The sequence below is a fragment of the Arcticibacterium sp. SM2516 genome (assembly GCF_057914865.1).
On record NZ_CP195290.1, the window covers coordinates 5,268,755 to 5,281,994 of the forward strand.

General features: G+C 36.9%; 11 protein-coding genes. 1 reads left to right on the forward strand and 10 read right to left on the reverse strand.

Annotated features, from left to right (window positions below; translation table 11 throughout):
* Positions 1-83 precede the first annotated feature (83 nt).
* Both ACSBFT_RS21460 and ACSBFT_RS21465 read right to left on the reverse strand, forming a co-directional pair.
* On the reverse strand, positions 84-320 hold the full coding sequence (locus tag ACSBFT_RS21460; RefSeq protein WP_463048237.1) for a hypothetical protein: 237 nt from the start codon (positions 318-320) through the stop codon (positions 84-86).
* Entirely contained in the window at positions 289-894 is a 606-nt protein-coding gene (locus tag ACSBFT_RS21465) for an RNA polymerase sigma factor (protein WP_463048238.1), read from the reverse strand. The genes ACSBFT_RS21460 and ACSBFT_RS21465 overlap by 32 nt, the downstream gene beginning before the upstream one ends.
* 372 nt (positions 895-1,266) lie before the next feature.
* On the opposite strand from ACSBFT_RS21465, the gene ACSBFT_RS21470 reads away from it, so the two are divergent.
* The gene (locus tag ACSBFT_RS21470; RefSeq protein WP_489602376.1) at positions 1,267-2,661 is read left to right on the forward strand and encodes a hypothetical protein; all 1,395 of its coding nucleotides are present in this window, start codon (positions 1,267-1,269) and stop codon (positions 2,659-2,661) included.
* Here the strand turns inward: ACSBFT_RS21470 and rimO are convergent.
* From rimO to ACSBFT_RS21510, 8 genes are all read right to left on the reverse strand, one after another.
* A complete protein-coding gene (gene rimO / locus ACSBFT_RS21475) occupies positions 2,658-3,968 on the reverse strand; it encodes a 30S ribosomal protein S12 methylthiotransferase RimO (RefSeq protein WP_489602377.1) in 1,311 nt (436 codons plus the stop codon). The two genes, ACSBFT_RS21470 and rimO, sit on opposite strands and share 4 nt — an antisense overlap.
* Before the next feature lie 89 nt (positions 3,969-4,057).
* The gene (locus tag ACSBFT_RS21480; protein ID WP_489602378.1) at positions 4,058-8,848 is read right to left on the reverse strand and encodes a hypothetical protein; all 4,791 of its coding nucleotides are present in this window, start codon (positions 8,846-8,848) and stop codon (positions 4,058-4,060) included.
* A gap of 13 nt (positions 8,849-8,861) precedes the next feature.
* Positions 8,862-9,695: a 50S ribosomal protein L11 methyltransferase gene (gene prmA, locus ACSBFT_RS21485; protein ID WP_463048242.1), complete on the reverse strand. Its 834-nt coding sequence runs from the start codon at positions 9,693-9,695 to the stop codon at positions 8,862-8,864.
* Positions 9,696-9,716: 21 nt separating this feature from the next.
* Positions 9,717-10,415, reverse strand: a complete 699-nt coding sequence (locus tag ACSBFT_RS21490) for a YjjG family noncanonical pyrimidine nucleotidase (RefSeq protein WP_489602379.1) — start codon at positions 10,413-10,415, stop codon at positions 9,717-9,719.
* A 2-nt stretch (positions 10,416-10,417) separates the two neighbouring features.
* Positions 10,418-10,723 (reverse strand): (2Fe-2S) ferredoxin domain-containing protein, encoded by a 306-nt coding sequence (locus tag ACSBFT_RS21495; RefSeq protein WP_463046089.1) that lies wholly within the window; start codon positions 10,721-10,723, stop codon positions 10,418-10,420.
* 37 nt (positions 10,724-10,760) lie between these two features.
* Positions 10,761-11,510: a shikimate dehydrogenase family protein gene (locus ACSBFT_RS21500; RefSeq protein ID WP_489602380.1), complete on the reverse strand. Its 750-nt coding sequence runs from the start codon at positions 11,508-11,510 to the stop codon at positions 10,761-10,763.
* Positions 11,511-11,534: 24 nt separating this feature from the next.
* Entirely contained in the window at positions 11,535-12,182 is a 648-nt protein-coding gene (locus tag ACSBFT_RS21505) for a VTT domain-containing protein (protein WP_463046087.1), read from the reverse strand.
* A 29-nt stretch (positions 12,183-12,211) separates the two neighbouring features.
* Positions 12,212-13,036: a phosphosulfolactate synthase gene (locus tag ACSBFT_RS21510; RefSeq protein WP_463046086.1), complete on the reverse strand. Its 825-nt coding sequence runs from the start codon at positions 13,034-13,036 to the stop codon at positions 12,212-12,214.
* Between the last annotated feature and the right edge of the window lie 204 nt (positions 13,037-13,240).

The window sequence follows — 13,240 nt, forward strand, 5'->3', positions numbered from 1 at the left end:
ACAAAGGCATACCTTATTAACCCTTAATTGAATTAAAGGATAATTTTTTAAGAAGGGAGGAAATAAAAAAAACCAGTCTGTACTTAAAGTACAGGACTGGTTTTTCTAGAAAATGCCAATATTTTACTAACCGACTGTTCCGAAGGAATCATTTTTATGTTTTCCATTTCTGCTTTAATACTCAGACTATCTAAATAGAAGTCTAGCAGATTAACATCTCTAGCAAGAGATGCTTCGATTTGAACATTTTCTTTTTTAGATGTTTCGTTATAAATGTAACGAACTACATCATTCAACTGTGTTGTAAAGGTTTGTGTCATACGCATATACAGATTTACTCATCATTTTTCTTAAGTTAATGAGAGCATAACGCATACGACCTAAAGCTGTATTAATGCTTACCCCAGTGGCATCAGCGATTTCCTGAAAACTCATGTCTTCATAGTGTCTCATTATGAGCACTTCTCGCTGCTGATCTGGTAACTGCTTAATTAATCCTCTTAGATGCTCGTGAGATTCCTTCTTAATCTGTTTGGTCTCTATCGAGTTCTCAGAAAAGTTAAGCGTGTTAAATACATTGCTTCCGTCTTCAAAAACCACCTTAGGGTAGCGTTTTGCTCTACGGAAATAGTCTATAGCGAGGTTATGACCTATTCTCAGTATCCAAGGAAGAAACTTTCCTTCTTCATTATACTTACCATTTCGTAATGTCTTTATCGCTTTGATAAAAGTATCCTGCATAAGGTCTTCAGCCACATACTGGTCTTTCACTACGAGATAAATGGTGGTATATATCTTTGATTTGTAACGCTCTACTAGCGTGTCAAAAGCCGCATCATCCCCATGGATATATGCTGATACTAGTTCACTCTCGTTAATCTGAACTTTTTCCATTCTTACATGTCGTTTAGTTAACGTCGAGGTTTGTATCTATATTGTTCGCTTTTGGTTTAATTGATAATTAAGAGTTCGAAAGATAAAGCAATGTTTTTGATAATGTCAAGTTCTGAGCTTTAAAACTTAGTTAACGGTTAGTTAAGCACTATCAAACTTTCGCCTTTCTTACTTACATACGTGCAAAATACGTTCCAAGATTTATATTAGCTATTAATTTGTAATTTCCATTTGAAAAGAAAAAACGATGCAACGGTATAATAGCGGTATAGTTTTTGCATTCTTAAGTTATAAGATAATTTAACGTGCTAGTAGAACATGCTTACAGCTAATAAACAGTTTATAATAAGGAAGGTAATCAAACTTAGGGCCATGGCCTTTTTTAAGTTCATGATTGCTTTAGTAGTGTTCAATGCTTTTTTCATTTTGAATGCTACGGCTCAAAGGGATGTTATTGTAACGCAGGCAAACGAAGAAATTCGCTGTAGAATATTGGATGAAAGTCCTACCAGGTTTGTATATGCTTATGTAGGACCAAAGGGTACAATACTCAGAAATGAAATATTTAAGAATTTGGTCAAAAGCTTTAGCTATAATAAATATGATAGCGATTTGATTTTACTAGATGCTAAAACAAAAAAGAGAAACAAGAAAAAATCTTTAAAAGAGGATAAAGAAGAAGCCACGAAGGCTGAAAAGATACAGGAAGATTCTAAAGACAAAGCAGAGAAGCTTACCACGGAATTGGCAAATATTCCTGTTTTAGAGGAGGAGTCAATAGAGAATTCTCCCGCTCAGGAGATTGAAAGCAAAAGGGAATTGAGGAAAAAGGAGAAGGAGCTAGAAAAAGAGAATAAAAGGATTGAGAAAGAAGCTTTGAATTTAGAGAGTACAAAAATATCAAAAGATAAAGCAAATCCCAAGTTAGATGAAGCACCAAAGACAGAAGAAAGTACGGCTGATAAAATTGCTCCTAAGACATCAGAAAGGAAAGATTTGAAAGTAAATACTCCAAAGACTGAAACGAAAAAGGAAGTTGAAAAGCAAGCAGTTCCAATTCAGAAAAGTCCTGCACCTGTTATCTCCTCTAATCCAGTAGTTTCTACGGGAGAATTTAAGAATTATTTAAAGTGGAGAGTAGGCGTAAAGGCGGGTATAGGAAATATTTTGGATAATGGATTTGAGGCAACTAATGCTTACGGTTTATACCAAGAGAAGCTTCTGAAAGGATGGACTTTTGGTGCAGATTTAGCATTTTTCCCAATGGAAAGTTTTGGACTTGGAGTAGTTTATACCGATTTTAAATCTTCTAACGCTGCTGATAATATAACTTATTTGAATAAAATCACGGATGCTGAAATGACAGGAAGTATTTCTAATAAAGTTTCACGAAAGTTTATTGGGCCAGCAGTTTTCTTAAGAAAAAGCATTGATTTTAAAACTTTTGTGGTCTTGGGTGTAAGTCCTGGGATGTACTTTTATAGCGACAAGGGAGACTATAATGGAGCTAATTTTAACTTTACTGGCAAACAATTTGGTGCTGCAGCTACTTTAGGTTTAGATTTCCTTTTAGGCAATGACATCATAGGGAGAGATATTATTCTTAGCCTCGAGGCAGGATATAATTCTGGAAAACTAAATGATATAGACTATGGCGACGGCAAAGGAATGCTAACGCTAGACAATCCAATAATAATGGATCGCCTAGACTTTTCTATAGGTCTAAGGTTTATGAGATTTCCGAAATATCTTAAGAAAGAAAATTAGATTACCACATCTCCATAAAGATCAAATTCTTCGGCAGAGTGAATTTTGACATTGGCAAAGTCTCCTAATCTTACATATTGATTAGCACTGACCAACACCTCATTATCTACTTCTGGGGAATCAAACTCTGTTCTACCAATAAAGTAATCACCTTCTTTTCTGTCAAAAAGTACTTTGTAAGTTTGGCCTACTTTTTTTGAGTTTAACTCTTGAGAGATGCCTTGCTGTAATTCCATAATAAGATCTGTTCTTTCTTGCTTCACGTCGGTAGGGATGTCGTCTGGCATAGAGAAAGAATGCGTGTCTATTTCATGAGAATATTGGAAAACACCAAGACGGTCAAACCTCATTTTTTCTACAAAACGGTACATCTCTTCAAAATGGTCTTCGGTTTCTCCGGGATGACCCGCTATGAGTGTAGTTCTAAGAGCTATTTCAGGTATTTTTTGACGTATGGCATCCACTAATGCCTCTGTCTTTTCTCTGTTTATTCCACGTCTCATGAGTTGTAATATCTCGGAAGAACCATGCTGTAAGGGCATGTCCAGATAATTACAAACATTAGGTCTGTTTTTAATGACATCCAATATATCCATAGGAAACCCAGCAGGGTAGGCGTACTGCAGTCTTATCCAGTCTATGCCTTCCACATCGGCTAGTTTATCCAGGAGTTCAGCTAGATTTCTCTTCTTATAAATATCTAACCCGTAGTAGGTTAAGTCTTGAGCAATCAGGATTAACTCTTTCGTACCTCTGCGGGCTAAGCTCTTGGCTTGCGTAATGAGGTCTTCCATTGGGGTGGAAATGTGTTTTCCACGCATTAAAGGAATGGCACAGAAAGAGCAAGGTCTATCACAACCTTCTGCTATCTTAAGATAAGCAAAATGAGCTGGAGTGGTTAAGAGTCTTTCTCCTACGAGCTCTTTCTTATAATCAGCCTTTAATGTTTTTAAGAGCCTTGGGAGTTCATTGGTACCAAACCAGGCATCTACTTGAGGGATTTCTGGAGCCAATTCATCTCTAAACCTATGAGAAAGACAGCCAGAAACATATACTTTCTCTACGATGCCAGCTTCTTTGGCATCCACATATCTTAGTATAGTGTCAATAGATTCCTGTTTGGCGTTGTCAATAAATCCACAAGTGTTTATAACCACAATGTTGGAGTTATCGTTTTTGGCCTCATGTTCTACAGAAACACCGTTACCTTTTAACTGGGTAAATAGAATTTCTGAGTCTACAACGTTTTTGGAACACCCCAATGTAACAATATTGACGTGTGTTTTTCTGTTTCCTTTTGTCTTCATAATCAGCCGCAAAGGTCGTTCTTTTTTCTTAACTTATGCCAAATATTAAGCAAGGGAAATAGGAACATGAATCTTTGTCACCCTAAAGTTTAGAATCCATCGGATTTTTCTTCTATCACTTTTTTAGTAGGCTGGCTCGGGACAGACCCATCTGTTGGGTTTGCGGTGCTTGGTACTGTTATAGGTTCTATTTTCCCCGGGGTAGAGCTTGTGGCTCGTTTTGGCTGGTTAAAAGCCTCTTCAGAAACACCCATATAAGACATTAAATAACGCTTTCTGAAGGCCATAGCTTCGGCCATGTCAATGTTTATGAGTTCTATGCCTTTGGCTGTTTTATCTTTAGTACCCAACATTTTATTGAATTCAAAGTCAGACGAAATAATACCCAACTGTCCTGCTTTGTAGCCCATATAATACCAAGTGTCTGGGGAAACTTCCAAGAAAATATAGATTTCATCACCTGTTCTTGGATTTTTATTAATCTCAAAATATCCAGGGATTTTCGCATTAATATCAGTTTCACCAATATTGGAAATACCCAAGGCCTCTGTACTATGAAAAGCGTTAAAGATAGGACTCCATTTTAATTTTAAGTCGCTAAATAGTATACTGGCAAAAAACTTTGGCGAAGCTTGAAATAAGGGAATATGCCCTTTATAGTATTTGGTTTTATAATCCTCAGTGGTTTTTGTTCCTACAAACTGGGCCATTTTGGCTAAGAATTCTGGGCTCTCAAATGCTATGGCACCGTCAGAATTACCAATATCTAGGTTCGTTTTAACGATGTTATCACCCATTTTTAGAAGCATTGGGATAGGAATAGGCATGTTAAATTTCATCATGGTATTGAATTTATATACCATGGAATCTAGGTTTACTTCTGCTAAGCCCACTGTTTCTACATAAGTAGACAGGTCTGGTGTTAAAAAATTAAACTTACCTTCTAGCTCTATAAGACCAGCGTCATCGTAGAGTTCATATTTATTTCCCAGATTATCCTTTTCACTAGGGTAAATGGTAAACCTTTTATTGGGTTCATCTCTTTTAAAAACACCTCTTGCTAAGAATAGGTCGTAATCATCTTCATAACCTTTAGCCGAAAGGAAAGTAGGGTAAAGGGCCTCCGAAGATGCGGAAGGTTTTAAGTGCAAACCAGCAAATAATGGTTTTCCACCATCTTTTAGTGTTTCATCTACATTGATAATTATTTCTTCAGATTTATTACCAGAATAATTTATCCAATTGCTTCCTAAGGCTGGGTATTTATTTAAAACTGGCGTTATCTGACCGTTTAAGTTTAAGTTTTTAAAGGGTGCTTGCATGGTTATTTCTCCTATATAAAGCATTTTAGGAGATAGGTAAACACTGTCCTTTTCTGTTAAAGAAGCCTTTGCAATGGTAGAGAGCTTTTGAGATTTCTTACTTCTTAATACCTGTCCATCTGGGCTTATTTCAGCAAATTCAAAGCTACCCATTTTTATGTTAAAGGTATCTGAGCTCACATTTACAAACTGATAAGAGGCATTACCCGTATAGCTTAGTTTTGAGTTGATGGTAATATTGGCATTGGACAAGGTATGATACTTATTTAGGGTATCTGCTATGACGGTGGCATTGGTAAAAGGTTCTAGTTTTCCTTCGCCCTTAATGGCCACTTTGCCATCTCTAGGCACAATAATGGCATCTACCGAGTTTATGCCTGGTACACCACTTACATTTAAAGTGTTTAGGGCAATGTCATAGAGAGCAGATTCACCATTAAAAGAAAGTCCAAATTGATTGGCAGCAGTTGAGGTAAACTTAGAGTTTAACACATTGCCTTTCATGGTAATGGTTTTCTTATTGATATCCCATTTCGCATCATCAATAGTGGTTTTATATGCCGCATTAGGGAAAGAAATAGAGGAAGATATGGTGTCATTAAAATCGCCGCTTCTTGGAGAAATATCTACTAAGTTGTTCTCGATATTGAAGTTGATTTCAACTTTCTGTCCTTTTAACACAGGCAAAGCACCACCCGTGGTTGATTTGATAATAAATCCAGTTTCTGAGGCTAAGAAACCCGTTTTATCAAATTTAATAGACTCAGATTTAGTTTGCGAATCATCTCTCTCTAGCACACCTTGCCCGTAAAGTCCATTTTGTCTTACTACCAAGCCTCCGCTTAACATGGTGGTGGTTTTATAAAAACTGTACGGTTCTGGTGACTTTATAACAAGACTGTCTGCTTCTGGTTTCCAAGAGGCCTTGTAGTTATTGATAGCTACATCTGGGAAATAGTTATTTCCAGTGGTATATGATTCTTTAATGCGTGCCTTTTCGCCCTCCATTATTAGCTTTTCTGGCCCAAACTCTGCCTTGACAACTTCTAGACTGGACGCCAAATGACTTAATACGCCACTGGAGATTAAACCTTTTTTAGTCATGGATATGGGCGTGTCAAACTTAAAGGTAGAAGGTGTTTTATAAAGCTCATAAGCACCTTTAGGTTTATGAACAAAGCCTATGGAGGTATCTGGCATAACCATCAGGGTTTCTCTGATAGGGGGAATGATACCACCCGAACTAAACATTCCTGTATACATCAGGTTTCTGGTGTTCAGGCTGTCATGATCTACAGCGTCAATTTTAAAGAAAACATCTTCAGGATATGCATACTTCCCTCTTACCGGATTGTTAAATTTGACCAAAACGCCATCTGGGATAACTAGTCGAGGGTATTGCGGGAGGCTTTTTCTCCCAGACTTATTATCTGGAGCATTGAGATATAATGTACCTGTTTTTCCATACTCCATATGAGCACCAATCTCTGTTCTACCTCCTGCATTATAAATATCAACAGGAATGAATGAAATAGAGTCTATTCTGTTCAAGTTAACCAAGAAGCGTTCGTAGTCTACTTCAAAGTCTCCTATAAATCTATAGTTTTTGACAATAATTTCTCCATGAAACTTGAAAGACTTACTTCCTTCCATTTTTAGAGATTGGTCTCTTGGAAGGAATCTTATTCCTAGGGAATCTGAAAGTTTAAATTCCTGAGTTCCAGAAATATCTAAAGAATTGGAATTTCTATCAATCGTTGCATTTCCGCCACCACCAGGAGCCACAGAAGCAAAAACTAAGTCGTCGTAATCGCCATTTCCTGTGGCAGATTTGAAATAGTGTAATCCTTTTCTGCTTAAGCGATATTGGTCTGTATGCGGGTCATAGTCAATAAAGCCCATCTGGCGAGCCACATTTACACCGTTTCTTATCTGGTCGGGTGTTTTAGCTATTTTGTTTTGAATCTCAAATAGGTTGAATTGATTTTTACCTTTTCGATAAACATAATTGCCCAAAAAAATGAGCGGATTAAAACCTGTCAAATTGCTCAGCGTTCTCATTCTGGCAGGGTTATAATAATTAAAAGATTCAAAAACCGCTGGAATTTCAGACTTACCGGCAATGATATAAAACTCCATGTTACCATCGTTAAGATTCCACTGCATGGCATCGCATTTAATATCCATTTCATGGAAGGTGTCGGAGTACATGGAGTTCCTGAACCCACCGTTTTCTTGCTTATAAAGTTTGAGCTGGTTAGTAAGGGAATTAAATTTTAATCTAACGGCAGGATGATAAATGGAGTCTTCTTTGATATAGGTAGTGAAACTTACAAAATCGGCTGTGATTAGCGAATCTGTAAATTCTATCTTTTTACCTTCTACCTTAAATGAGTTTAGTGAGCCCTTGTTGACAATAAGCGTGGAAACATTATGGTTTAAAGAAGTAGAGTAAATTCTATTTCCTATTAATGAAAAGCCTCCTTTGTAATTAAGATTGGATTCCAGTTTTTTAAACCGAGCATTATTTTCATAAGATTTAAATCGAGGAAAGTTACTCAAAGCATTCGCTACCCTTTTTTCTCCTTTAAATTCCAAAACCCCCTCAATTGGTGTTAATAGATAATTATCATAGGTAAATGTAACTTTTTCGGCTGTTATTTTTGGGGAAGAGAGTTTGAAGCTGTATTCTGTTAAGTTGGCTTTTACATCTGGCATTTCTAAATTTTCCCAATTCATGTTACCCTTGTTTCCCACCCATACATCTTGAATTAAATCTGCCGCACCAGAGGTGTTTCTAAGAAAAACGGAGTCTGATGGAGTAACGAAAACAAGATCTACGCCCGAAAATATAATGATGAAGTCGGAAATTAGAGGAATGGGTATTCGTCTGTAAAATTTATTGGGGTCAACAGTCAGCTTGGGGTCGTCCCAAGGATCCACTTCTTCAGTTTCGTCCCAATCATCAAACAACCCAAAATCTTCGCCTTTATCCTTAGGAGCAGTTTCTATGGGCGTTTTTTGCGGTTCAAAATAGTCTTGTTTTTTTTCAAGGTATTGAAACTCATAAGTACCATTTAAGACGTAAAGCTTATTGAAATTGCCATTATAAAGTAATCTAGTTGCTATCAGCTCTTTTAGTTGGACGTAAGTCTCAATGATTTTCTTTGAGGCCTGCTTTTCTGCTAATACTTTTAGGGTAGAAACCAATGATGGCATATTGGCCGAATTGAAATCCTCTGTATTATATGCCGTATTTATAAGCACTAAAAGCCTATAATATTCTGGCATTTTATGGTTCTTCTGAGCCATTTTTTGACACAAAGCAATAAACTCTTGTTTGGTGTCAAGCGTAAAATCGTTTTGAAAATGTGGTTTGAACGTTTCAAATTCCGCTATAGATACAGCGTTTTTCCCATCCTTAAATACTTTCTCGAAATCTTCCATAAAGGCGTCGGTTTCTGTAGATAACCGAATAACCTGAGCTTGAAGAAAGGTTCCTGATACTAATAAAATAAGAAGTGTTGAAAAACTTTTGAAAATCACGTTCATTTTCATTCTGAACTATTAATTAGGCGGTTGGCTTACTAAAAACGACAGCAGCCCATTCCTTCTTACTTATTTGCTTTATTTTTTTTATGCCGTTGCGGACGCAACAAGCTTCTATTTCTGCTATATCTTTCTCATAAAAGCCACTAAGTAGCAATAGACCACCATCTTTTATGAATGTGATATAGGTTGGAATTTCGTCTAAAAGTATGTTTCTGTTAATATTTGCAATCACAATATCATATTGTTTCTGTGGTTCGTCTGCTATTGTTCCTAAAGAAACCTCAATATTCTGACAGGCGTTTAGCTCAATGTTCTCAATGGTGTTTTCAACACTCCATTCGTCAATATCAAATGCTTTGATATCATTTGCTCCTAATTTCTCTCCTAAAATGGCCAGAATACCTGTGCCAGTTCCTACATCTAATAAGGACTTACCACTATGGTCTATGTCTAGCTGAAGTTCCATCATTTGAGATGTGGTTTCATGATGGCCTGTGCCAAAGGACATTTTAGGGGTAATGATGATTTCATGTTCAAAATCAGCAGATGGCTGATGGAAAGAAGCACGAACTAATATTTTATCCAAAACTTGAATAGGTTCAAAGCTTTTTTCCCATTCTTCATTCCAATTTTCTTTTTCAATTTTCTTTAGGGAATAGAATAGGCTTGTTTTGGCAGCATATTCTTCCATGAGTTGTTTGAAGGCAATATCGTCAAACAGCTCATCTGTACTGTAAGCTTGAAGACCGTTATCGTTTTCCAAAAAAGTGTCAAAACCTATTTCGGCTAATTCGGCTACTAAAATCTCGCTAAACTCAGCATTGACTTCAATGTTTGCTTCTAGATAATTCATAAACTTTACAGCTAGTTTTTGTTAAAGGTAATCAAGTATTTGTTTGAGTGCAGTAATCTTAAGTGTACTTAAGTTCTCAGAAGCTTCGGGCAATGGCTGAAAATGTATCGTATCCCAGCCTGCATTTTTTGCACCTAGTACGTCAGCTTGGTAGCTGTCGCCTATCATGAGTGCATGGTGCGTGGTGGCGGAAGTTTTTTTTAAAGCGAAATTAAAAATCCCAATGTCAGGTTTTCGAGATGCTGCGGCGTCATTGGTTATTACTTCATTAAAGTAGTGGTTAATGCCACTATATTGAAGTTTTTTTGCCTGTATTTCTGCATAACCATTGCTAAGAATATGAAGGCTGTACTTAGACTTTAGTCTGTCCAGCACTTCTTCACAGTCAGGAATAAGCTTTTTTTTGTAAGGTAGAAGTTGTAAAAGGCTTTCGTTCATAGCCTCCGACTGTTTTATATCAATGACGGCTTGGAGTTTATCAAGAGCCATTTGAAACCTAAACTTTCTGATAGTTTCATGCGTGATAAGGTTTTGTTCTAACTGGGTCCACAGGGACCTGTTTAACTCACTAAAAGTGGTAAAGAATGCTTCAAAACTCGGTGTAATTTCACTTACACCGAATTTATCATAAATTTCTATAAGACATTCTTGGGCATTACCTTCAAAATCCCAAAGTGTATGATCTAAATCGAAAAAAAGATGCTTTTTGTGCTTAAACAAAACTATAAGTCCAATTTAAGTCTTTCTACGGGCCTGTTACCAATTAGGTGTTCATTCACTATTTCTTCTACATCTTCTGGGGTTACGTGCCCGTAGTGTATTCCTTCTGGATAAACTATCATAGACGGTCCAAAGGCACAGGTGTCTAGGCAGCCAGCTTTTTGAGCTCTTATTTCTTTTTGAAGTCCTTTTTCTGTTAGGCTTGCCTTGAATGCTTCTACCAGTTCCATTCCTCTTTCACTGCCACAGCATTTCTTAGGGGCGTCTTTGTCATTGGTACAAATGAAAATGTGTTTCTTGAATTTCATAATGAGGTATTAAAGCTTGTTGTAAAAGTGTTCTTTGTTATTTTTCTTGCCAGATGTCCCAAGATTTCTCTGCTTGGTAGACCAGCATGTCGTATCCGTTTTTGATGTTTGCCCCCATTGCTTTTCCTTTTTGGAGGAATAAAGTTTCTGCAGGGTTATAGACTAAGTCGAATAGAAAATGACCTTCGCCTAGTTGGTCATAATCAATGCTTGGGTATTGGTCTGTCTTTGGGTATGTTCCCAAAGGTGAGCAATTGATAATAATTTTATGGTCGTTGATTACTTCATTGCTTTGAGCGTAATTTATTGCGTTATCAGAGGATTTTCTACTTACGGGCTGTACTTTAACGCCGAGGTCTTCTAAGGCCGCTACGACCGCTTTTGCCGCTCCACCATACCCCAGTACTAAAGCTTTCAGGTTATCTATTTTTATGTCTGAGCCTAAAAACTCAAGAAGAGAACGTTGAAATCCGTAGTAGTCTGAATTATATCCAATGAGCTTATTGTCTTCCGTCCTTTTGACCACATTGACGGCACCTACCTTTTCTGCAGATATGTCTAAAGCGTCTAAAAAATCAAATACCTTTTGCTTATGCGGTATGGTAATATTGATACCCCTTAATTCTGGATTTCCTTTAAAAAGACTCGGGAAAGCTGATATGTCTTCTATTTCAATTAGATCGTATTGATGCGTCTCCGAAATACCCAACTTTTCAAACTTCTCTGTAAAGTACTTTTTTGAAAAGGAATGCGTAAGAGGAAATCCTATAAGGGCGAATAATTCCATAAATTTATTAAGAACGCCTTGGTGTTAACTTGTCTTTGCCAACTTCATTTTAAGTACTCCCCAAATCATGGGTGCCACAGAAACGAAAATGATGAACAAAACTACTTTTTCGAAGTTGTCTTTCACGAACGCATTATTACCAAGAAAATATCCTAATGAAGTAATAGACGTCACCCATATCACAGCACCTAGGAAACAGTTTAGAATGTATTTGCCATAATTCATACTTCCCGCACCTGCCACAAAAGGAGCTATGGTACGAATGATAGGCATAAAACGTGCTAGTATAACTGCTTTTGGGCCATGTTTTTTGAAAAACTCCTCTGTTTGCTCTATATACACTCTTTTAAGAAAGAGTATTTTTTCTTTAGATTTTATAAAGGCACTAAATTTTCGGCCAACAAAATAATTGACATTATCTCCAAGTAATGCTGCCACAATCAATAAAGGAATAACAATAGTTAATTCTAGTTTTCCTGTGGTGGACGCTAATAGCCCGACAGCGAAAAGTAAGGAGTCGCCAGGTAAAAGTGGCATAACAATTAGGCCAGTTTCCACGAAAATAACTAAGAATAGAATACCGTATGTTAAAGTGTCGTATTGGTCTAAGAAACCTTCTAACGTAGTCAGTGGGTCCTTCAAAAACTCAAGCAGAAAGTGAATGATTTCCATGAGATAATGAACAGATTTTTATTTAAAGATTAATCGTTTTGTACAATTCTGTCGTCCTGATAATACTTGCCAAGTTTGTATTTTTTCTTAATATCGTCTGGTAAGAAAGTGGCGAAAGTGTCTCCTCTTAGTCCTAATCTGATGGTTTCTAAAGGAATAAGCTCATTTGGAGCAATGTTTCCAAGGTTTACATTTGAGCCAACTAATTTTACGAAATATACTTGCTGACCTTTTTGAGGGGCTTCCCAGATGATATTTTCTGGTGGAATAGCATGAATGATCTCGTCCACTAAACCTTGACGCACTTCACCGCTGCTTCTATATAGTCCGATGTTTCCGCCTTCTCTGGCTTCGCCAATCACTTTCCACGCACCAGCATCAAGTTCAGCTCTCATCATTTCAATCCACTTATATGGAGCGAAAATCTTCTCTGCATCTTTAGAACCTACTTCTGAAAGGACTTTGACGTGTTTAGCCATAGTTCTGATGTACTCGCATTTTTCGTCATGGGGCAGGGTTATAGAACCGTCTGACACTTCAGCGTGCTCTATTTTGAACTTTTCTAATACTCTTAAGTAATCTTCAAACTGGCCTCTTACGGTGAAAGCTTCAAATAAAGTGCCTCCAAAATATACCGGAATTCCGGCATCTTGGTATATCTTGATTTTGTCTTCAATGTTTGGCGATACGAAAGACGTAGCCCAACCAAATTTAACTATATCTATATATTCTGCAGATGTCGATAAAACATCTTCTATTTCACGAACACTTAAGCCTTTGTCCATGACCATTGTAAGTCCTGATTCTCTTGGCTTTAAAGTACGCTCTGGTACTAGATCTAGGTGATAATTCATGCAATATTTAAGATTTCTTGTTTCATTATTCTGGCGGCAAAAATAGGAATTTTTTAAGATGTCGGCAATTTAAGAGGGCAATACATTACGATATAAATAATGCAATGGTCTTTTCGTTATATTTTATTTTCAGATTGTCATGTTGGAATCCTTAGAGCACACTCAAGCGTATATTTTTTGTTTTATTGATGTTCCTTAGATGAT